At 59.6% G+C, this 21797-nt stretch carries 17 protein-coding genes; 8 read left to right on the forward strand and 9 right to left on the reverse strand.

Annotated features, from left to right (window positions below; translation table 11 throughout):
- Nucleotides 1-28 precede the first annotated feature (28 nt).
- Genes ACR3EQ_RS05735 through ACR3EQ_RS05745 form a run of 3 tightly spaced genes read left to right on the forward strand, consistent with a single transcriptional unit; the run spans nucleotide 29 to nucleotide 3634 of the window.
- Nucleotides 29-1237 (forward strand): MFS transporter, encoded by a 1209-nt coding sequence (locus ACR3EQ_RS05735; protein ID WP_170610787.1) that lies wholly within the window; start codon nucleotides 29-31, stop codon nucleotides 1235-1237.
- Nucleotides 1238-1295: 58 nt separating this feature from the next.
- The gene (locus ACR3EQ_RS05740) at nucleotides 1296-2960 is read left to right on the forward strand and encodes a tetratricopeptide repeat protein (protein WP_170610784.1); all 1665 of its coding nucleotides are present in this window, start codon (nucleotides 1296-1298) and stop codon (nucleotides 2958-2960) included.
- Complete coding sequence (locus tag ACR3EQ_RS05745) at nucleotides 2957-3634, forward strand: SH3 domain-containing protein (protein WP_480490058.1); 678 nt, start codon at nucleotides 2957-2959, stop codon at nucleotides 3632-3634. Before ACR3EQ_RS05740 ends, ACR3EQ_RS05745 begins: the two co-directional genes overlap by 4 nt.
- A 9-nt stretch (nucleotides 3635-3643) precedes the next feature.
- On the opposite strand, the gene mfd is transcribed toward ACR3EQ_RS05745, so the two are convergent.
- Nucleotides 3644-7099: a transcription-repair coupling factor gene (gene mfd, locus ACR3EQ_RS05750; RefSeq protein ID WP_170610779.1), complete on the reverse strand. Its 3456-nt coding sequence runs from the start codon at nucleotides 7097-7099 to the stop codon at nucleotides 3644-3646.
- Between the two features lie 21 nt (nucleotides 7100-7120).
- On the reverse strand, nucleotides 7121-7642 hold the full coding sequence (locus ACR3EQ_RS05755) for a component of SufBCD complex (RefSeq protein WP_170610777.1): 522 nt from the start codon (nucleotides 7640-7642) through the stop codon (nucleotides 7121-7123).
- Nucleotides 7643-7761: 119 nt separating this feature from the next.
- Between ACR3EQ_RS05755 and hemB the strand changes: the two genes are divergently transcribed.
- The 4 genes from hemB to ACR3EQ_RS05775 all read left to right on the forward strand — a co-directional run bounded on the left by hemB (nucleotide 7762) and on the right by ACR3EQ_RS05775 (nucleotide 12613).
- On the forward strand, nucleotides 7762-8760 hold the full coding sequence (hemB, locus tag ACR3EQ_RS05760; RefSeq protein ID WP_480490060.1) for a porphobilinogen synthase: 999 nt from the start codon (nucleotides 7762-7764) through the stop codon (nucleotides 8758-8760).
- 143 nt (nucleotides 8761-8903) lie between these two features.
- Nucleotides 8904-9476 carry a lipid-binding SYLF domain-containing protein gene (locus ACR3EQ_RS05765; RefSeq protein ID WP_170610771.1) on the forward strand — a complete coding sequence of 191 codons (573 nt, stop codon included), beginning with the start codon at nucleotides 8904-8906 and terminating at the stop codon, nucleotides 9474-9476.
- A gap of 173 nt (nucleotides 9477-9649) precedes the next feature.
- Complete coding sequence (locus ACR3EQ_RS05770) at nucleotides 9650-12112, forward strand: penicillin acylase family protein (RefSeq protein WP_480490062.1); 2463 nt, start codon at nucleotides 9650-9652, stop codon at nucleotides 12110-12112.
- Nucleotides 12113-12217: 105 nt separating this feature from the next.
- A complete protein-coding gene (locus ACR3EQ_RS05775) occupies nucleotides 12218-12613 on the forward strand; it encodes a nuclear transport factor 2 family protein (RefSeq protein ID WP_170610766.1) in 396 nt (131 codons plus the stop codon).
- An 18-nt stretch (nucleotides 12614-12631) separates the two neighbouring features.
- On the opposite strand, the gene ACR3EQ_RS05780 is transcribed toward ACR3EQ_RS05775, so the two are convergent.
- The 5 genes from ACR3EQ_RS05780 to trkA form a co-directional block, all read right to left on the reverse strand.
- Complete coding sequence (locus ACR3EQ_RS05780) at nucleotides 12632-12925, reverse strand: putative quinol monooxygenase (protein WP_170610763.1); 294 nt, start codon at nucleotides 12923-12925, stop codon at nucleotides 12632-12634.
- A 14-nt stretch (nucleotides 12926-12939) separates the two neighbouring features.
- Nucleotides 12940-14211 (reverse strand): GTPase HflX, encoded by a 1272-nt coding sequence (gene hflX / locus ACR3EQ_RS05785; RefSeq protein ID WP_480490064.1) that lies wholly within the window; start codon nucleotides 14209-14211, stop codon nucleotides 12940-12942.
- Nucleotides 14211-14450, reverse strand: a complete 240-nt coding sequence (hfq, locus tag ACR3EQ_RS05790; RefSeq protein WP_010440340.1) for an RNA chaperone Hfq — start codon at nucleotides 14448-14450, stop codon at nucleotides 14211-14213. The genes hflX and hfq overlap by 1 nt, the downstream gene beginning before the upstream one ends.
- A gap of 131 nt (nucleotides 14451-14581) precedes the next feature.
- Nucleotides 14582-16120 carry a TrkH family potassium uptake protein gene (locus tag ACR3EQ_RS05795; protein WP_170610757.1) on the reverse strand — a complete coding sequence of 513 codons (1539 nt, stop codon included), beginning with the start codon at nucleotides 16118-16120 and terminating at the stop codon, nucleotides 14582-14584.
- Nucleotides 16120-17496 (reverse strand): Trk system potassium transporter TrkA, encoded by a 1377-nt coding sequence (trkA, locus tag ACR3EQ_RS05800; RefSeq protein WP_170805600.1) that lies wholly within the window; start codon nucleotides 17494-17496, stop codon nucleotides 16120-16122. Before trkA ends, ACR3EQ_RS05795 begins: the two co-directional genes overlap by 1 nt.
- A gap of 96 nt (nucleotides 17497-17592) precedes the next feature.
- On the opposite strand from trkA, the gene ACR3EQ_RS05805 reads away from it, so the two are divergent.
- The gene (locus ACR3EQ_RS05805; protein ID WP_170619163.1) at nucleotides 17593-18072 is read left to right on the forward strand and encodes a hypothetical protein; all 480 of its coding nucleotides are present in this window, start codon (nucleotides 17593-17595) and stop codon (nucleotides 18070-18072) included.
- Between the two features lie 9 nt (nucleotides 18073-18081).
- Here the strand turns inward: ACR3EQ_RS05805 and ntrX are convergent, their stop codons facing one another.
- Together ntrX and ACR3EQ_RS05815 are read right to left on the reverse strand one after the other, a co-directional pair.
- Nucleotides 18082-19491 carry a nitrogen assimilation response regulator NtrX gene (ntrX, locus tag ACR3EQ_RS05810; RefSeq protein WP_170610749.1) on the reverse strand — a complete coding sequence of 470 codons (1410 nt, stop codon included), beginning with the start codon at nucleotides 19489-19491 and terminating at the stop codon, nucleotides 18082-18084.
- A complete protein-coding gene (locus tag ACR3EQ_RS05815; protein WP_480490066.1) occupies nucleotides 19488-21776 on the reverse strand; it encodes a sensor histidine kinase NtrY-like in 2289 nt (762 codons plus the stop codon). The genes ntrX and ACR3EQ_RS05815 overlap by 4 nt, the downstream gene beginning before the upstream one ends.
- Between the last annotated feature and the right edge of the window lie 21 nt (nucleotides 21777-21797).

A 21797-nucleotide genomic window follows, 5' to 3' on the forward strand; every position in this document is an offset into this window, starting at 1 on the left:
GATAGCGCAAGCAGGTAAGGAGTTCCCCATGACCAATCGCATGTCGCGGGGCGAGTTCATTGCTTTGATAGCAATGATGTTCGCCACGATCGCGTTCTCTATCGACTCGATGCTGCCTGCACTGCCCGAAATCGGCGCAGAGCTCAGCCCTGATGATGTGAACCGGGCGCAACTGATCCTGACATCCTTTGTTCTGGGCATGGGGCTTGGCACATTTTTCACCGGCCCGATCTCGGACGCGCTGGGGCGCAAGCCCGTCATCTTTGGCGGTGCAGTGCTATATATCGTGGCGTCCGCTGTTGCCTGGGCAAGTTCCTCGCTTGAACTGGTTCTGGCCGCGCGTGTTCTTCAGGGACTTGGTGCCGCCGGTCCCCGCGTGGTGGCCATGGCCATTATCCGCGACCTCTATTCCGGGCGCGAGATGGCCCGGATCATTTCGATCGCGATGATGATATTTACGCTTGTTCCCGCGATTGCGCCGATGCTGGGCGCAGGCGTGATAGCCCTGTTTGGCTGGCGCGGGATTTTCGTATCCTTCATCTTGTTCGCCCTGATTGTTGTGATGTGGATGGGAAAACGGTTGCCAGAATCGCTGGCCCGCGAAGACCGTCGCCCGTTTCGCCTGCCGCTGCTGGTAGCGGCCACGCACGAGATGATGTCACACCCAACGGTGCGCCTTTCGATACTGGTTCAGACCCTGTGCATGGGCATTCTGTTCACCATGCTGACCATGGTGCAGCCGGTCTATGACGTGATCCATGACAGTGCGGACAGTTTCCCGTTCTGGTTCGGGTTTGTCGCGCTGATGTCTGGTTCGGCCAGCCTGTTGAACGCCGCGATTGTCGTCCGCGTGGGTATGCGGCGCGTGGTGACATGGGCGCTTGGGGCACAGATTCTGATCACGTCCTGCGTCATATTTCTGAATATGGCGAACCTGACGCCCGCCGCCTCATTCGCGGTGTTTGTTTTCTGGCAGACCACCATCTTCTTCATGGCTGGCGTCACTTTAGGCAATTTGAATGCCATCGCGATGGAACCGATGGGCCACATCGCAGGCATGGCGGCATCTGTGATCGGGTCGATCTCGACCGTTCTGGCCGCAGCCATCGCAGCGCCTGTGGGCCTCTTGTTCGATGGCTCAGTGACACCGCTGACAACGGGCATCCTTGCCATGTGCGTCATGGCTTTCGGCGTGATGGTTCACATGGGTCGCGTCGAAAACAGATTACTGGCCTGAGCCTGTGCAAATGCCCTGAATCACGTTAAGCTTTCCGCGATTTTCGGGGGAGTTTTCTATGAGTGATTACTATGATCTGGGCACATACTATTGCCCCGTCACCACATCATCGGAAAAGGCGCAGCTGTGGTTCGACCGAGGTCTGATCTGGACCTACGGCTACAACCATACAGAGGCCCTGGCCTGTTTCCAGCGCGCGGCGGAACATGATCCGGACTGCGCCATGGCGCATTGGGGCGTGGCTTACGCAGCCGGACCAAACTACAACCTGCCGTGGGAATTGCTGGACGATCAGGGACAAGAGAAGGCATTGGCCGAGGCCTATGACGCCACCCAAAAAGCATTGGCGCTGGCTGAATGGTGCACTCCGGTTGAACAGGCGCTCATCCGCGCCCTGCCCGCCCGTTATCCTCAGCGCGAGCCGATCGCGGATATGCACGACTGGGACCACGATTTTGCGGACGCGATGCGCGCGGTTTTTGCAGCTTTTCCCGATCACCTTGATCTGCGCACCATATTTGTCGAGGCGTTGCTGAACCTGACCCCCTGGAAAATGTGGGATTTGAAATCCGGTCAACCCGCCGAAGGCGCCGCAACCCTTGAAGCGCAGGACACCCTGGAATGGGCCATGGGGAACGACCCGGCCGCCATGTCGCATCCGGGGCTTTTGCACTTGTATGTGCACCTGATGGAGATGTCGCCCACTCCTGAAAAAGCACTGAAAGCCGGGGACGTGTTGCGCACTCTGGTGCCGGACGCAGGTCATCTGGTGCACATGCCCACCCATATCGATGTCCAGTGTGGCCACTACCAGAACGTCACCCATTGGAACGAAAAAGCCACCGAAGCAGATTTGAAGTATTACGAACGCGAAGGTCCGTTCAACATCTACACCGGTTACCGTCAGCACAACTATCACTTCACCATCTACGGCGCGCTGTTTATGGGCCAGATGGAACCGGCCCTGCGTGCCAATCAGGGCATCTGGGACACCACGCCCGAGGAAATGCTGCGCATCGAAAGCCCGCCGATGGCGGACTATTTCGAAAGCTACATGTCCATGGGGCCGCATATCCTTATCCGGTTTGGCCGTTGGGACGAAGCCAAGGCTCTGGAACTGCCCGAAGACCCGGATCTCTACTGCACATTGACCGCGACCACGCTCTACGCCCGTGCCATCGCATTTGCAGCGACGGATCAGGTGGCCGAGGCCGAAGCGGAAGAACAGAGGTTTCTTGCCGCCCGGGGCCGCGTCCCCGAAACCCGGCGACTGCACAATAATCGTGTCGTCGACCTGCTGGATATCGCAGCTGAAATGCTGCGGGGCGAAATCGAATACCGCAAGGGAAACTACGACACGGCCTATGCACACCTGCGCCGCTCGGTCGAATTGGATGACACTTTGCCGTATGACGAACCCTGGGGCTGGATGCAGCCAACCCGCCACGCACTCGGGGCCTTGCTGTTTGAACAGGGCCACGTAGCCGAGGCCGAAGCTGTCTACCGCGAGGATCTAGGACTGGGCGGCTCGCTCAGCCGTGCGTCGATCCATCCCGACAATGTCTGGAGCCTAAGGGGGCTATACGATTGCCTGAAATCCCGAGGTGACTCCATTGAAATCAGGCAGATCAAACAAAGACTGGATCTGGCTCTGGCCCGTGCAGACCGCGCGGTCGCCGCTTCGTGCTTCTGCGCCCAGTCCGCAATGAAAGCCGCCGAATGAGACTGCTCCCTGCCCTGATGCTTTTGGCCGCCGGTCTTCCCGTTCAGGCCGAACGCATGACGTTTACCCCGGTCGACCAGGCCGAACGTGACCCGACATTGGTGACGTTCCGCGCCAACCTGCTGGCCAACATCGCAGCCCGCGATACCGAAGCGGTTGTGGCGGTGGCCTGCCCGGACATCTATCTCAGCCACGGCGGCAATGGCGGCCCCCGGGAACTCAGGGAAAACCTGACACTTCCTGCCGGCACCCTGGCCGAGGAATACCGAGATCAGGCCGACGAGATGCGCGAAGCCTACTGGTCCGCCCTCGAGGAAACCCTCGCCGCGCCCGGTTATTTTGACGATCTGGGCGAATTCTGGATGCCGTATCAGTGGAAGATCGGCCTGCCTGCATCCGTCGACCCGTTCAACGCCTATTTTGTGAATGGCTCCGGGGTGTCACTGCGGGTGGGCGCAGACCGGACCGCTGACATCGTCGATCTGATCAGCCATGAGGTCGTGCTGATTAGCGAATACGATCCTGACGTCGAATACCAGAAGGTCATGCTGACCGACGGCGCGCGAGGCTTCATGCACCGCGACTACCTCTGGCCTATGACCGGTCATCGCGCGGCGCTGGTAAAATCCGACCAGGGGGAATGGCAGTTGTGCACCTTCGTGGGCGGTGACTGAGCGCGACGCTCAGACCTTGGCCTTGTTCTTCACGGCAACCACCTTCTCGGCCAGATCGCGGGCAATGGCAAACGCGCCCTTGATCTTGTCGCTCTCTTTCTTCCAATCCCTGCGCACAACAATCTTGTTGTCCTTGACCTTCGCCAGTCCGCGCTGGTTCTGAATGAAATCGACCAATCCCTGAGGCGAGGCGAACTTGTCGTTGTGGAACTGGATCGTCGCGCCCTTCGGTCCGCCATCCAGTTTGGCGATCCCCGCCCGCTTGCACATCGCCTTGATGCGCACGACCAGCATCAGGGTGTTCACCTCTTTCGGGAGAGTGCCAAAGCGGTCGATCAGTTCGGCTGCAAACCCTTCCAACTCGACCTTGGTCGAGAGCGACGAGAGGCGGCGATACAAGCCCAGCCGTACATCCAGATCCGGCACGTAATCCTCGGGGATCAGGACCGGCACACCCAGATTGATCTGCGGAGCCCATTGATCATCAGCATCCGACAACCCTTCCATCTCACCGGCTTTGATCTTGGCAATCGCCTCTTCCAGCATCGACTGATACAGTTCATAGCCCACGTCGCGCATCTGGCCGGACTGCTCCTCGCCCAGCAGGTTGCCTGCACCACGAATGTCCAGATCCTGGCTGGCAAGGGTGAAACCTGCGCCAAGCGTATCCAGCGAACCCAGAACGCGCAGGCGTTTTTCAGCCGTGGCGGTCAGCTTCTGGCGTGGCTTGGTGGTCAGATAAGCATAGGCGCGGGCCTTCGAACGCCCGACCCGGCCCCGTATCTGATACAACTGCGAAAGGCCGAACATATCCGCGCGGTGCACGACCATGGTGTTTGCGGTCGGAATATCCAGACCGCTTTCCACAATCGTCGTGGCCAGCAGCACATCGTATTTGCCGTCGTAGAAAGCATTCATCCGGTCATCGAGCTCGCCAGCCGCCATTTGGCCATGAGCGATGACATAAGTCAGTTCCGGCAGCTGTTCTTTCAGGAATTCCTCGATCTCGCGTAGATCGGATATTCGCGGCACCACGTAGAAGCTCTGCCCACCCCGATAATGTTCGCGCAGCAGCGCCTCGCGGACAGTGACCGCATCGAATTCGCTGACATAGGTACGGATGGCCAGACGGTCGATAGGCGGGGTGCCGATGATCGAAAGATCGCGCACGCCTGTCAGCGACAGTTGCAAAGTACGCGGGATCGGCGTGGCAGTCAGGGTCAGCACGTGAATGTCCGAGCGCAATTGTTTCAGACGCTCTTTATGCGCCACTCCGAAATGCTGTTCCTCGTCGATAATCAGGAGGCCCAGATTGTTGAACCGAATACCCTTGGCCAGCAACGCATGGGTACCGACCACGATATCAATCGTTCCCCGCGCCAGTCCGTCCCGGGTCTGCTGCGCCTCTTTGGCCGAAACAAAGCGCGAGAGCTGCCGGACCTCCAGGGGGAACCCTCTGAAACGGTCCCTGAAGCTGGCCGCGTGCTGGCGGGCCAGCAGCGTCGTGGGCGCAACAACCGCCACCTGAACACCGGACATGGCAGCGACAAATGCCGCGCGCATTGCAACCTCGGTCTTGCCAAAGCCCACATCGCCGCAGATCAGGCGGTCCATCGGCGCGCCTGAATGCATGTCCTCCATCACCTCGGCAATGGCGCGCAACTGGTCGTCGGTTTCCTGATAGGGGAAACGGGCGCTGAACTCCTCCCACGCATGCGGCGGCGGGTCCATGACCGGAGCCTTGCGCAGGGCGCGTTCGGCGGCGATACGGATCAGCTTGTCCGCCATTTCGCGGATGCGCTCTTTCAATTTGGCTTTCTTGGCCTGCCAGGCGCCACCGCCCAAACGGTCCAGCAGACCTTCTTCGTGACCGTATTTTGACAGCAACTCAATGTTTTCAACCGGCAGATACAGTTTGGACTGTTCCGCGTATTCCAGCAGAAGGCATTCGTGCGCGGCCCCAGCTGCCGTCACCACTTCCATCCCCATGTAGCGACCGATGCCATGGTCGACATGAACAACAAGATCACCGGGGCTGAGCGATTGGGTCTCGGTCAGGAAATTCTCGGCCTTGCGGCGTTTTCTTGGCTGCCGGATCAAGCGGTCGCCCAGAACATCCTGTTCTGCAATCACCGTCAGACCGGGGGTTTCGAACCCGTGCTCCAGCGCCCAGACAGCCAAGTACAACCCGCGCTTGCCGATGCGAGTGCCGTCCTTCACCGGGATCGCCTCGGCCAGGCCTTCATCCTCGATCAGACCGGTCAGGCGTTCGCGGGCGCCTTCGGAATAGGACGCGATCAGAACTGGCCCCTTGGCCAGTTTGTCGGTGATGTGACTGGCCAGTGCGCCAAACAGGCTGATGTTTTCCTGCTGTCGTTCGGGGGCGAAATTGCGCCCGATCCGGCCACCTGCGTCGATCACGCCCGGTCCGCTTGCCTGCGGCAACGGGCTGAACTGCATCACGCGCCGGTCTGCAACAGCCTGTTCCCAGGCCCCGTCATCCAAGTACAGCAAGGCTGGCGGAGTTGGCTTGTAGACCGTGTCCATGCGCGACCGGTTTTCCAGCGCCAGCCTGCGGGTTTCATACTGATCAGCAATACTGTCCCACCGGGCCAGCCGCGCGGGCGTAACCTGATCATCCAGCAGGATCGTCGCACCGGACAGATAGTCGAACAGTGTCTCCAGCCGGTCATGGAAGAAAGGCAGCCAGTGCTCCATCCCCTGATGCTTGCGCCCGGCACTGACCGCTTCGTAAAGCGGGTCGTCCGTACCTGCGGCGCCGAACTCAATACGATAGTTTTGACGGAACCGGGTGATCGCGGCCTCGTCCAGAATGACTTCCGATACCGGGGCCAGTTCGACAATTTGCAGTTTCTCGGTGGTGCGCTGCGATACCGGGTCGAACCGGCGTGCACCGTCCAGAACATCGCCAAACAGATCCAGACGAACGGGGCCGGATTCACCGGGCGGGAATATGTCGATGATCCCGCCCCGGATGGCATAGTCGCCGGGCTCCATTACCGTGGGGCTTTGGGTGAACCCCATGCGAACCAGAAAATTGCGCAATGCGTCTTCGTCAATGCGATGCCCGACCCGCGCAGTAAAGGCCGCTTCGCGCAGGACCTCACGGGCCGGCACGCGCTGGGTTGCGGCATTCAGGGTCGTCAACAGCACGAATTGCTGCGGCATCTGATGCACCAGCGCCGCCAGAGTCGCCACCCGTGTGGCCGAAATATCGGCGTTGGGTGAAACCCGATCGTAAGGCAGGCAATCCCAGCCGGGAAACACAAAGACCGGCATTTCCGGTGCAAAAAAGGCCAGCGCGGCCCGCATCGCCTCCATCCGCTTGTCATCACGTGCGACATGGGCCACCGGACCGCCGGTCCGCGAAATCTCTTTCAGAACAAGCTGCGCGTCAAACCCTTCGGGGGCTCCGCCAACTGTTACGTGGTCCGCAGCCTTCATCGCCTCGCCTTTCCGACTTGTCTATCCCAGTGGTCCCAGAGAAAAGTTCTGATACATGCCCCAGAAGGCCGTGACCAGTATCGAAAACATGCCGATCAACTGGGTGTACAGCCTGCATCGCATCAGGGTCCGGATGACCAAGTCAGGTTTCGGGATCTGCTGCAGCCGACGCGCGGTCGCCACATACAGCATGACCACGATCGACATCGGAAACATCAGCAGGAAAACAGCCTGCGCGAACTCCACCCCATAATAAAAGCCCGATATCGCAAGCCCGGTCAGCACAAAACACGAAATCGCAAACAAAATGGCACCGGACATGTCCATGATGTAAAGCATACGGTTCGTGTTGATCCGGACGATATCCATCAGGTCCGTTTCGGCCTGCCCGCCCGAGCGTCGCGCGCGCACGATCAGATCATAGGGCACGCCAAGAACCCAATGGCTCACTGATGACCACATGACAGCCAGTGCGATCCAGAACCACAGGTTCGAGAAGCTTCGCAAATCAATGACTTCGGTAATCGAAGAGTATAAGTCCAAGCCATAACCCCTTAAACATTGTCTTACGGGGTTTTGTCACAATGCCGCGTCGATTGTTACCCTTGAGACCTACGCGTTTTCATGCCACCCAAAGCACGATTGTTCAAGGAGAACGCGCCATGAAACCGACCATCGCCCCCTATCCGCTCGCCCGTTTCCGCCGGGCCCGCCAGTCTGCGGCGATCCGGGGGCTGGTCCGCGAGAATACGCTGACGCCGGATGACCTGATCTGGCCGCTGTTCGTGCGCGACGGCGAAGGGGTCGAGGAACCGGTGCCGTCAATGCCGGGCGTCGTGCGCCGATCGGTCGATCTGATCGCCCACGCCGCCGTCGAGGCGCAGGCGCTTGGCATCCCAGCAATCTGTATTTTCCCCTATACCGACAGCGCCCTGAAAACCGAAGACTGCGCCGAAGCGTGGAATCCTGACAACCTGTCGAACCGGGCCATTCGTGCCATCAAGGATGCTGCCCCCGATATCGCCGTCATGACCGATGTGGCGCTGGATCCGTACAACATTAACGGCCATGACGGGTATGTCGTCGATGGCGAGATCGTAAATGACCGCACGGTCGAAGCACTGGTGAAAATGACGCTGGCGCAGGCGGATGCTGGCGCGGACATCATCGGCCCGTCGGACATGATGGATGGACGTATCGGTGCGATGCGCCACGCGCTCGAGTCTGCGGGGCATCACAACGTCATGATTCTCAGCTACGCCGCCAAGTATGCCAGCGCGTTTTACGGTCCATTCCGCGATGCGGTTGGCGCATCGGGCGCACTGACCGGCGACAAGAAGACCTATCAGATGGACCCGGCCAATTCGAACGAGGCGCTGCGTCTGATCGAACGCGACCTGACCGAGGGCGCCGATATGGTGATGATCAAGCCGGGCATGCCTTATCTTGATATCTGCCGTCAGGTTAAAGACACGTTTGGCGCGCCGACCTATGCCTACCAGGTGTCGGGCGAGTTTGCGATGATCCGGGCGGCGGCCCAGAACGGATGGATCGATGGCGAGAAGGTGATGCTGGAAAGTCTGATGGCGTTCAAACGCGCGGGCTGTGACGGAGTTCTGACCTATTTCGCGCCCGAAGTAGCGCGCCTTCTGCAAGGCTAAAACCCCGCCCTGTCGCAATTTTTCGCCGATTGAAGGCCCCTGACCCGCAGCTTTCCCGTGACAGCCGGGCGCAATCGGCGTATTCTTGCACACAAGATCGGGAACACCCGACATATCAGGCACTTATTACAGAGACAGGAAACATGAGCAGTTCCAATTCCCCCCGACTGGGTCGTCGCGGCTTTGCACTTGGCATGGCAGGGCTGACATTTACCGCCGCCTGCGGGAACGGCGTCGGCAACACCAACGCAGCGACCATCGACGCCCGTGTCGATGCGACGCTGAACGAAATGTACAGTAAGTACCCGAACACGATCGAGATCGCCAGCAAGGCGAACGGTATGCTTGTCATGCCTCTGATCACCGAAGCCGGGTTCATCTTCGGCGGCGGTTTTGGCCAGGGCGCATTGCGAGTTCAGGGTGCGACAGTCGATTATTATTCCGCTGTCAAAGGCTCAGCCGGGCTGCAGATCGGCGCGCAGCAATACGCGCATGTTCTGTTTTTCATGACCGAAGACGCGCTGAACGACTTCCGCCGCTCCAACGGTTGGACCGCAGGCGCGGACATCGGCTATGTGGTCGACGCAACCGGCAGCAGCGTCGGGGCCAGCACCACGACATTGCGCACGCCTGTGATCGCGGCGGTCTTTGGTCAGGCGGGCCTGCTGTTCGGGGCGACCGTCGAAGGCATCAAATACACGCGTATCATTCCGTAACACCGGGTTACCACTCCCCCTCCTGCGGAGCCCCGCCACGTGTCGTTCAGCAGTGGCGGGGCTTACGTTTTTTGCGTTGACGACACGGAAATTGTTGTTCGGCTCCTCTTTCGGTTGGGATCGCCTTCCACTACTCTCGCCGCAAACGAATACCAATAAACTGTGGGGCAAGGATGGGTCTTGTATTTCGCTGGCTGGTGCGCATCACGTCGGGTCTTGTCCTGCTGGCGGTGGCGGCAGTTGCACTGGTCTATTTCCTCGCCAGCCAGTCTTTGCCCGAATACAATCAGACCCTTAAGGTCAGTGGCCTGACCAGCCCGGTTGAAATCGTGCGCGACACATCAAACGTGCCGCATATTCTGGCCGAAAATGATCCGGATGTGTTCTTCGGCCTCGGATATGTGCATGCGCAAGATCGTCTTTGGCAGATGACCGTTATGCGCCGCACCGCGCAGGGGCGTCTGTCGGAAATTTTCGGTGCTCGAACTGTCAATATCGACAAGCTGCTGCGCCGTCTCGACCTTTATGGACTGGCCCATCGTTCTGTCGAGGTTCAGGACGACTACACCAAAGCCGCGCTGAAAGCCTACGCCGCTGGCGTGAACGCCCGGTTGAATGAAATCAACGACAAGGCCCTTGGGCGCGGCGCACCCGAGATGTTCCTGTTCAACGCCCCTGTCTCCCCCTGGCAACCGGGGGACAGCATCGCCGTAATCAAACTGATGGGCCTGCAACTGTCGGGCCATTTGCAGGACGAGGTGCTGCGCGCACGTACATCACTGATGCTGAATAACCCGGACCGACTGGCGGACATACTGCCCGACGTTCCCGGCCCGGGGATCGCCGCATTGCCCGAATATGCCGGCCTGTTCCCCGGCCTGCCCCGATACGCGCGGGGAACGTCGATGCCTGACAACCCGCTTTCGCCCTTTCCAAAACGCGGCCTTGCCGGTGCGTCGAATGCCTGGAGCGCCGCGCCATCGCGGTCTGCCAGTGGCGGAACCCTGCTTGCGAACGACCCACATCTTGGCTTTACCGCACCCGGCGTGTGGTATCTGGCACGACTGGGGCTGGCCAAAGGCGGCGTGATCGGCGCGAGTATTCCCGGCATTCCCGCCATCATGACCGGGCGCAGCGACCGGTTGGGCTGGGGCCTGACCTCATCTTATCTGGACGATCAGGATGTCCATATCGAACAACTGAACCCGGAAAACCCCGAAGAATACCTGACACCGGACGGATACAAAACATTCCAGACCCGCCCGTCGATCATCGAGATCAAAGACCAGCCGCCCATCACTCTGACCCTGCGCTGGACGGAAAACGGCCCGGTGCTGCCCGGCACTCACTACGATCTGGAAACGATCACACCAAAGGGACATGTGGCCTCGCTTGCGTGGACGGCGCTTAGCCCGCGTGACACGTCGATGACCGCTTCGATGGCGCTGATGAACGCGGATACGGTGCAGCAGGCCATCACGGCGGCCGAAGATTTCATCTCGCCGTCGCAAAACCTGTCACTGGTGGACAAGGACACGATCGCCATGAAGTTGATTGGCGCCATGCCACAACGCGACCTGCGCAACCAAAGCAAGGGCCGCATTCCGACCCCCGGCTGGCTGGCCGAGAACCGCTGGCAAGGCCGCATGCCTTATGCCGACAACCCAGAGTTCGTGGCCCCAAGGGGCGGCGTTCTGGGTAACACCAACAACAAGATCATAGACCGCCCCTTCCCTCAGCACGTGTCGTATGAATGGGGCGACACCCAGCGGGTCCATCGCTGGGAACGCCTGATGCAGTCGCGCGAAGTGCACACCCGCGACAGCTTTATCGAGGCGCAGCTCGACACCGTAAGTTTCACCGCCCGGTCTCTGTTACCCCTGATTGGAGCGGACCTGTGGTTCACCGGGGAATCCGCTCCTGTCGGCACAGCGGAACGTCAGCGCCAGATCGCCCTGGCCCTGCTGGCCGAGTGGAACGGCGAAATGAACGAGCATCTGCCGGAACCGCTGATCTATGCGGCATGGCTGCGCGCGCTGCAGAACCGGCTGATCGCGGATGAACTTGGCCCGCTGGCCAGCGAGTTCAAACATGTCGAACCGCTGTTTATCGAAAGGGTCTACCGCGATATCGACGGGGCCTCGGTCTGGTGCGACGTCCGTCAAAGTGCGCCGGTTGAGACCTGCACCGACATGGCAAGACTGGCGCTGGACGATGCGCTGATCTGGATTGCCGAGAATTACGGCAGCGCCCTGGAATCCCTGCGCTGGGGCGACGCGCATCAGGCCACCCATGACCACCCGGTTCTGGGTTCGGTTCCGGTGCTGCGCTATTTCGTGAACATTCGTCAATCGACCAGCGGCGGAGACAACACCCTGCTGCGCGGCCGAACCTCGGGCGAAGGGCCCGACCCGTTCCAGAACGTACATGGCGCAGGCTATCGCGGCGTCTATGACTTCGCCGACCCAGACAGTTCGGTCTTTATTACCGCCACGGGTCAATCGGGCCATTTTCTGTCACGCTATTACGACGATCAGGCGCAACTGTGGCGGCGCGGAGAGTATCTACCAATGTCTCTGGACATCGACCTGGCCCGTGCCGCGGCCGTCGGTGTCACCCACCTGATCCCGCGTTAATACCCCTCGTCGGCAAGACCTTGCCCCTTTTTTGCGCGGACGTGGACGCAAACGGGTGTTTTCGCCTACGATCTGCGGGCGGACTATTTGGGACCGGGGGCACAGATGGCCAGTATTCAGGACAGGCTGAACAATCTCGCGCGCGACTATGCGATTGCATGGAGTTCGGGCGACGCAGATGCCGTCGCCAGTTTTTTTGCATCAGACGGCCAGATTTCAATCAACCGGGGAGACCCGATCGTAGGTCGCGCGGCGATTGCTGAAATGGCGCGTGGCCTTTTCGCAGAATTTCCCGATCTGGAAGTCAGGTGCGATATGCTGCGTTGGGCCGGAAATCACGCGATTTTTGTCTGGACGCTGGAAGGGCACCATGCGCAAACCGGAAACCATGTCGTCACCCGCGGCTGGGAAGAATGGGAACTGACGGCCGATCATGAAGTCCAGTCTTCACTGGATTGGTTCGACGCCGATGACTATCAGCGTCAAATCGAAGGGCGATAGGCACAAGTCCAGACCGGGTTATTCCGAGGTAATCGAATACTTGCGTGGAATGCCTTCTGTAACCATGAACCAGCGCGAGGCTTTCATGCGTTCCTGATGTGCGTCGAACGCAGCCCGGTTTTCAAAGACCTCATGAACGTTGAACTGACCGGGGATGCCCGGATCCTCAGCGACCTCGAAGGTGACACAACCGGGTTCGGCGCGCGTCAGCGCGATATGTTCTGAAAGCGCGGCACGGACCTGTTCAAGCCTTTCGGCAGGCACAGCGATGTGCCCACTCAAATAGACCTTCTTGCTGTCTTCCTTCGTCAAAACCAGACCCCGGATCAAAGAGCAGCAAATTGCGCCGCTTGCTTCGCGGTCCAAAGCACCGTGATCTCAAACCCGTTTTCGGTCTGTTGCTCGGACCGGACCACATCCTGCCGAAACAGCCACGCGCGCTTGCCGCCATCGGCAAACCCCAGCGTCAAAGTTTCCTTATGCCGCACGCCCTGCAATTTGGTTGCAATCTCGGCCAGCAGCGCCTCGACGCCTTCGCCGGTCACTGCCGAGATGGCAAAGATCGAAGCATCACGTTCTGCACGCGCCAAAGCGGCCTTACGTTCGTCGTCAGTCATCAGGTCGATCTTGTTCCAGACCTCCAGCCGGGGCCGTTCATCATCGACCCCCAGCGAGGTCAGAATGGCCTCGACATCCTGTGCCTGTGCGTCCGTGTCCTCGTGGCTGATATCGCGGACATGCACGACCAGATCGGCACCCAGCACCTCCTCCAGCGTGGCGCGAAATGCGGCGACCAGTTCGGTGGGCAGGTTCGAGATAAAACCAACGGTATCCGACAGGATCACCTCGGGGCCGTCGGGCAACTCGACCCGCCGCATGGTCGGGTCCAGCGTAGCGAACAACATGTCCTTGGCCATGACTTCCGCACCCGTCAGGCGGTTGAACAGGGTCGATTTTCCGGCGTTGGTATAGCCAATCAGCGCGACAATCGGATACGGAACCTTGGCCCGCGCGGCGCGGTGCAGCGTGCGGGTCTTGACCACCTTCTGCAACTGGCGGCGCAGGCGCACAAGCTGTTCGTCAATCGCACGCCGGTCGGCCTCGATCTGGGTTTCGCCCGGTCCACCGACAAACCCCAAGCCGCCCCGCTGGCGTTCCAGGTGGGTCCAGGCCCGAACAAGCCGCGTCCGCTGGTAGCTGAGCGCGGCCATCTCGACCTGCAACACACCTTCGCGGGTGCGTGCCCGATCGCTGAAGATCTCCAGGATCAATCCGGTCCGGTCAAGGATCTTGACCTTCCACGCTTTCTCAAGATTGCGTTGCTGAACCGGCGTCACCGGGCCATCGATCAGAACCAGTTCGATATCGTGCTCGTGCAGTCGCTCGCCTAGCTCTTCGATTTTGCCGCTTCCGAACAAAAGCCCCGGCTGGGCCCGTTGCAGGCGAACGATTTCCGACCCGACCACATCCAGATCGGGCAAAGCAGCGGCTAGTGCCACCGCTTCTTCCAGCGCCGGTCCCGGGACGCGGCGCTGTTCATCTGATTTGATTTCGGGATGCAGCACCCAGGCCCGGGTGCGCGCCCTCTCATGTTCCATCAAGAGGCGTCTTCGCCCTCATACAGGCTGATCGGCTGCGACGGCATGATCGTCGAAATCGCGTGCTTGTAGACAAGCTGCGACTGTCCGTCGCGGCGCAACAATACGCAGAAATTGTCGAACCAGGTGATCACACCCTGCAATTTCACACCGTTGATCAGGAAAATCGTGACCGGAACCTTTGCTTTCCGTACATTATTCAGGAACGCGTCCTGAAGATTCTGTCTGTCCGAAGCCATATTTTTATAATCTCGCCATTGTTCTTGCTACGCGCTGCGGACCAACGCGCTCCCTCCGGGTGAGTATGGAGCGGAGTTCACAGATATTCCAGATTAAAAATCAGGCACTAATTCCTTTTGCTGACCCGACGTCAGTCCCGCCAGAGGGCCGGGGTGATCAAGGCAATGATCGCCAGTGTTTCAAGCCGGCCGATTACCATTGCTGCGCACATCGTCAGTTTTGCACCTGCAGTCATATCGATCAGCCGGATCGGAACGTCAGTTGCCAGTTCAATCAGTGGGCCGGTCGTACTCAGCGCGGCAACAGTCAGAACCATTGCCTGTTCGAACCCGGCCCCCATGGCGGCGAGCAACAGATTGAACACCGCCGCCGTAAGCGCGAACATCATCAAGAAGATCCAGGCGATGAAGGCGCCATTGGTCTGAATGCGCCGGTTCCCGCCGCCAACGCCGCTGACCGATGACGGATAGATCAGCCGGTCGATCTCGCGCGCGCCATTGAGGTAAAGCGCAAACACACGCAACAGCTTGACCCCGCCGGCCGTGGTGGCGACCCCGCCCCCGATCAGGGCCAGCCCCATCAGGATCAGACCCGGCGTTCCCAGCCCCGAAAGCTGTTGCGCATCGTCCCAGTTGCTGCTTTCGAATCCTGCCGTTGTCAGAAAAGACAAGGCTGTAAATGTCATGCCCCATATCACCTTAAGGCCCTGAAGCACCGACATCTGGCCGTCGATTTCGTTCACACCAGCCAGCACGCGAAAGAAAAGCAGGGCTGCTACGGCAACCACGATCAACAATCCGATGCGGAATTCGGGGTCCTTATCCAGCCGGGAGTAGCCCGAGGTCGCCGTATCTGCCGAAAACGTCAGCCTTGACAATGCAAAGAACAGGAACAGGAACAGGATCGCCTCACCGGTCAGACCTGCCTGGGCTCCTTCCATCCCGCCCACCGGGGAAATGCCCGAGGTCGCCATGACCGACATCGCGTGGCTTACGGCGGTCAGGCCAACTTCACCGGCAATCAGCAGCAATATCCAGACCACCGCAGTCAGCCCTGCATAGACGGGTGTCAGGGTTCGCGCCACGCGCAACAGGCGCCCCCTTGGGTCAACTTTCTCGCTTTGCGCAACACCGGAAACCGGTCGCCCCGGCTGACCCTGCGCGGTAATCTCGAACCCGCCCAAGGACAACGGTGCCAGAATCGCCGCTGCGGAAATCCACATCAGCAAACCACCCATCCAGCCAACGAACGCCCGCCACAAATGCAGCGGTGCAGTCAGGCGGTCGGGGTTGGGAAACAGGTCTGCGCCAGTCGTGGTCATCGCACTGACCATATCAAAATACGCGTTCAGGAAGGTGGTGTTGCCAAGCGCATCGTGAAACGGGATCGCCAAAAACACGGGCAGAACGGTAAAACAGCCCAGCAGAACGGCCAACTGCCCCAATGTGCCGCGCCGAGGTATCCTGTTGGACGAGGCCAGCGCTATGCTCGCCACAAGAAACAGTCCAAGCAGGCCCGAGTAGAAGAACGATCGCGACGTGTCGTGGTCATCCAATACCAGCGCGTAGACTGCGGGCACCCACATCGAGAACGCGGTTATTCCCCAAATCAACAGAAACAGCGGCAAACGCCGCAAAAGCCCGATCCGTTGTGTCCGCGCGTGTGCCATCAGAAGAAATCGATCGAAACCTGCATCAAGCGCTCGACCTCGGGTACGTCCTTGGCCATGGCAAAGATGGCCACCACATCCTTTTCATCAATCCGCAGGCTGCCGGTCGGGCGCAGCAACTCGTCGCCCTTGCGCACCGCGCCGACCAGAACGCCTTCGGGGAAATCGATGTCGCGCAGTCTCTGCCCAGCCATGGGAGAGGTTGACAGCACTTCGGCCTCGATCACTTCGGCCTCGGCATCGCCGATGGAATAGACCTGCCGCACCCGGCCGTGACGGATATGGCGCAGGATCGAGCTGACGGTGGTCGCGCGCGGGTTGATATAGGCGTCGATCCCTAATGGCCCCATGAGCGCCACCATGCTGGGATCGTTGATCAGCGCGATCGCCATCGCGCAACCCTCGGCCTTGGCACGTACCGCGGCCAACAGATTGGCACGGTCGTCATCCGTGACGGCCAGCATCGCGTCGGCCCGTTCAATGCCAGCCTCCCGCAGCAATGCCGCATCCAGCCCGTCGCCGTTCAGAACAATCGTCCGCTCCAGCGCTTCTGCGGCCAGTTCGGCGCATCGGCGGTCGCGTTCGATGATCTTGGCGCGCACGCGGCTTTCGCGTTCTTCCAGCGTGCGAGCCACTTCAAGGCCGACATTGCCGCCACCCACAATGACGACTCGGTCCTGTTTCTTTTGTGCTTTGCCGAACACCTCCATCGTGCGCTCGACGTCGTTGACGCTGGTGAAGACATAGCATTCGTCACCTATAAACAGCTGATCCTCGGATTCCGGTGCAAACAGCGTGCCGTCCCGGCGTACACCGACTACGATCGAGCTGAGCGTCGAAAACAGGTCGGTCAGTTGTCTGAGCGGCGTGTTGATGATCGGACAATCTTCATCCACTCGGATGCCCAGCAATTGCGCCTTGCCATCCATGAAAATCTCGGTGTCAAAAGCCGCCGGGGCCGACAGGCGGCGCATGGCGGCGGCGGCGACCTCGCGTTCCGGGCTGATCACCACGTCGATGGGAAGATGGTCCCGGCGAAACAGGTCCGCATGAATCGCTGTCAGATAGGATTTGGACCGAAGACGAGCGATTTTTCGCGGTATCGAAAACACCGAATGCGCCATCTGGCAGGTGACCATGTTCACCTCATCCGAGTGGGTCGCGGCGATGATCATGTCTGCATCGCGGGCCCCGGCCCGTTCCAACACATCCGGATAGCTGGCGAAGCCTGCGATACCCTGCACGTCCAGCGTTTCGGTCGCGCGTCGCACCAGATCAGGATTGTTGTCCACCACTGTCACGTCGTTCAGTTCGCCCGAAAGGTGCCGTGCAATTTGCCAGCCGACCTGACCCGCACCGCAAATGATGACCTTCATGTTCCTGGCCCTTCTGCCTGAAATCTTTGAATGACAGATGCCCCCAAAGCGGTCAATTGAATTGTCATGGAACAGGGAGTGAGGCAAGATATGCGCATGAAAACAATGCTACGCGCCTTTATTCCTTTGTTCTTGCTGTCTTCTTGCGGGCCTCTGTCACTCTATTACCGCGAAGGTGCCAGCGTGGCGCGATTGCAGCAGGAGACCACGCAATGCCAGGTAAAGGCCCTGAATGAAGTGCCTGTTGCCAACCAGGTCCGCCAAAGCCCACCCGTCTATTGGCCGGGGCGCACCTATTGCGATGGTCGCGGCCACTGCTACCGTTCACCCGGATGGTGGGAACCCGGACGCGTCTATACAGTTGATGTGAATCAGGACCTGCGCAACACGGTCGAGGCGCAATGCATGGCCAAAAAGGGTTTTCGCCCGGTCAGCCTGCCACCTTGCAAACAAGCGGTGAAATCCCGGGTATCGCTGACCCGTACGACAACCCTGCCGCCGCTAAGCACCGAGTCCTGTTTCGTGAAGTTCGACGACGGGTCGTTTCAGATCATAACGCCAGGTCACACCGGCTGAACCGGCGGATTATTCCGCCGGCTCCGGTTCATCCAGTTGCGCGACACGCGCGCCGGATTTGTTCGATGTGACCACGCCAAGCGACTTCAGCTTGCGGTGCAGCGCACTGCGCTCCATCCCGACGAAACTGGCGGTGCGGCTGATATTGCCACCGAACCGGTTAATCTGTGTCAGCAGATACTCCCGCTCGAACGCCTCGCGCGCCTCGCGCAGCGGCAATGTTGCCAGCGCGCCGGACAGAACCACGCGACCAGAATCTTCGGCCTTTTCCTCGTCGTTGGGCAGTTCCCGCGCCTCGATCGGGCCGGTTCCATCCCCCAGGATCAACACGCGTTCGATCAGGTTTTTGAGCTGACGCACATTGCCCGGCCATGTCATGGTCTGCAGCAGTGCAATTGCCTCATCCGACAATTCGCGAACGGGCAAGCCCTGCGCTTCGTTGCACATTTCTATAAAGTGCTGCGCCAATACCGGAATGTCCTCGCGCCGGTCTTCTAGAGACGGCACTGCAATCGGAACAACATTCAGGCGATGATACAACTCTTCCCGGAACCGTTCAGCCGTGATTTCTTCTTCCAGGTCCCGATTGGTCGAAGAGATGACGCGAAGATCTACCCGGACCTTGTCGGTTCCGCCAACCCGCTGAAACTGCTGATCCACCAGAACCCGCAGAATCTTGGACTGCGTGCCCAATGGCATATCGGCGACCTCATCAAAGAAGATCACGCCGCCATGGGCTTCCTCAAGCAGGCCTGATTCAACACCGCGTTCCGATGTCTCGCGGCCAAACAGCACCTCTTCCATCCGCTCGGGCTCGACCCCGGCGCAATTCACGGTCACGAAAGGCGCATTGGCACGATTGGAATGTGCGTGGATATAGCGTGCCGCGATTTCCTTGCCCGACCCGGCAGGGCCGCTCAGCATCACGCGGCCGTTGGACTTCGTCACCTTGTCCAACTGGCCCTGCATCGCACGGAACGATGCCGATTTGCCGATCATGTCCGAGCAGCTGACCTCCTTCCGCTTGAGCGACGCGTTTTCGCGACGCAGACGCGAGGTTTCCATCGCGCGCCGGATCACCACCATCAACTGGTCAATGTTGAATGGCTTTTCGATAAAGTCATAAGCGCCCTGCTTGATGGCTGCCACGGCAATCTCGATATTCCCGTGACCGGAAATAATCACAACGGGCACGTCCGGGTTGTCGCGCTTTACCGCTTTCAGGATGTCGATCCCGTCCATTCGGCTGTCCTTGAGCCAGATGTCGAGGATCAAAAGACCCGGAGGTTCAGCGTTGATCGACGCCATGCAATCGTCCGAATTGCCGGCAAGTCGGGTTGAATAGCCTTCGTCCTCCAGAATGTCGGACACCAGCTCGCGAATATCGCGTTCGTCATCTACGATCAGAATGTCGCTCATCTTTGGCCTGCTTTCAGTTTGTTGGTTTTAATAGCCTGCTTCTGTGGCGCGACTGACGGGGAAACACTGCCCCCGGGTAACCGGATCACGGCCATTGCGCCAAAATGGTCCTGTCCGTCAAATACGGGCGCGTCTTCCAAAGTCAGCGCTCCGCCATGTTCTTCGATGATCTTCTTCACGATGGGCAGGCCAAGGCCGGTGCCCTCGTCGCGGGTGGTCACATAGGGTTCAAACAGACGCGCCCGGTCTTCCGGCAACCCGATCCCGTTGTCCGCGATGGTGATCTGCGTTCCTGCATCATCCGTCGACACCTTAACCTTGATCTGCGGCTTCAGGTTTTCAGGTGCACCTTTTTCCTTCAAGGTTCCAATGGCTTCGCCGGCGTTCTTGATAAGGTTGGTCAGGGCCTGATTCAACATCGTCGCATCCACATCCGCCGGAATCGCGCGGTTGGGCAGATCTGCATCGATCTGCACATCCGGCTGCCCGGCCTGCTGGAGCAGAACAGCCTCGCGCACCAGATCAACGATGTTTTCCTCGCACCGTTCCGGTTCAGGCATGCGAGCGAACTTCGAGAATTCGTCAACAATGCGCCGCAGGTCGTTCGTCTGCCGGACAATGACATCCGTCATCGATTCCAGGCTGCTGCTGTCCTCCTCGTCCAGCTTGCGCGAGAACTTTCGCTTGATCCTCTCGGCGCTCAACTGAATCGGGGTCAGAGGGTTTTTGATCTCATGCGCGATCCGGCGCGCCACGTCGCCCCAGGCTGCCATCCGCTGCGCGCTGACCAGGTCGGTCACGTCGTCAAAGGCAACCACATAACCTTCCAACCCGCCATCCTCACCGCGCCGAGTAGCCATGCGGACCAGAAGGTTCTCCAACTGGCCCTTGCGGGTGACTTTTATCTCTTCCTGAACAGCCTCTTGCCCGCTTTCCTTAAGGTTCTCGAACAAAGGCAGGAACTCGGGTACCGCGATACCGATCGCCAAAAGTTCTTCGCCCCGCGACCAGTCCAGCAGACGCTGGGCGGATCGGTTCACAAATGTAACGCACCCGTCAGGATCAACTCCGACGACCCCTGAGGTTACAGAACTGAGCACTGAATCGAATAGGCGCCGACGGTGTTCGATATGGCGAGTGTTTTCCAACAGCGTGTCCCGCTGGCCTTTCAACTGGCGGGTCATCTGGTTGAAATACCGACCCAGCATCGCGATCTCGTCATCGCTGGCCTCTTCAATAACCTGAACGCTCAGGTCACCCGCGCCAACACGCTGCGCTGCTGTGGTCAGGCGGCCCACCGGGCGAGACAAGCGTTCAGCAAACCACATGCCCAACGACATCGCCGCCAGGATCAGGATCACCGCGAAACCCAGATACAACAAGCCGAATTCAAACAGCACCCTGCCCCGTTCGCTTTCAAGCTGCTGATAGAACTGCGCTGTTTCCTTGGTGTCATCCAAAAGGGTCAGCAATTGCCCGTCCACGTCACGGCTGACATAAAGGTAACGGTCCAGATACGCCCGCAGAGGGACCAGCGCCCTGAATTCGCTGTTTTGCCAGTCCGCGATGATCAGCAGGCCCCGGTGGGTCGCGTTCGCCAGTTGCTCAGCCGTGGGTTCTTCGTAGTTGAACAGGTAAGACCTGTCGCCCCGGGCCCGGATATCGCCGCTACCGTCAATGACATAAGCTTCACGCAGTCCACGCTGAATCTGCGACTGGCCCTGGGCCAGAACCTCGCGCAACTCAGCGTCAGAAATATAATAATCCAGAGACCGAGCATTATCCAAAAACCGGGCCAAAACGGTCGCGTCCTGTGTCAGGCCCTGACGGTGTTCCTGTTCATAGGCTTCGGCCGCACTGAGCGACGACCCGACAACTTCGCGCACACGATCCGAAAACCAACCCTCCAGACCGATATTCACGGTCAGTCCGGCAAAAATCGCCACGGTCACAGTCGGCACCAGCGCCAGCAGCGTGAACGCGCCGATCAGGCGCAAATGCAAACGGGAACCTGCTGACTTGGCGCGTCGGGCCGCGATCAGACTGCCGACCTGACTCAGTACAAGTGCGGCCACGACCAGCACATAGACAAGGTCGGCCAACAGGATCAGGCGCAATGTCGGCGCGGCCGAACCCAGATCGAACGGACCAATGACAAGATAGGTGGCAAGCGCCAGTGCTGGCCCCAGAAGAACCAGCCCCAAGGTGCCGAAATTGCGCAGTTTTCGGGATTTTCGCCATCGATTAATCGATGGTATTGGCCCGCTCTGTGCCCGGGTTGCCACCGCCTGCCCTCATCCTGATGT

It is taken from the genome of Ruegeria sp. AN11, from assembly GCF_056536005.1.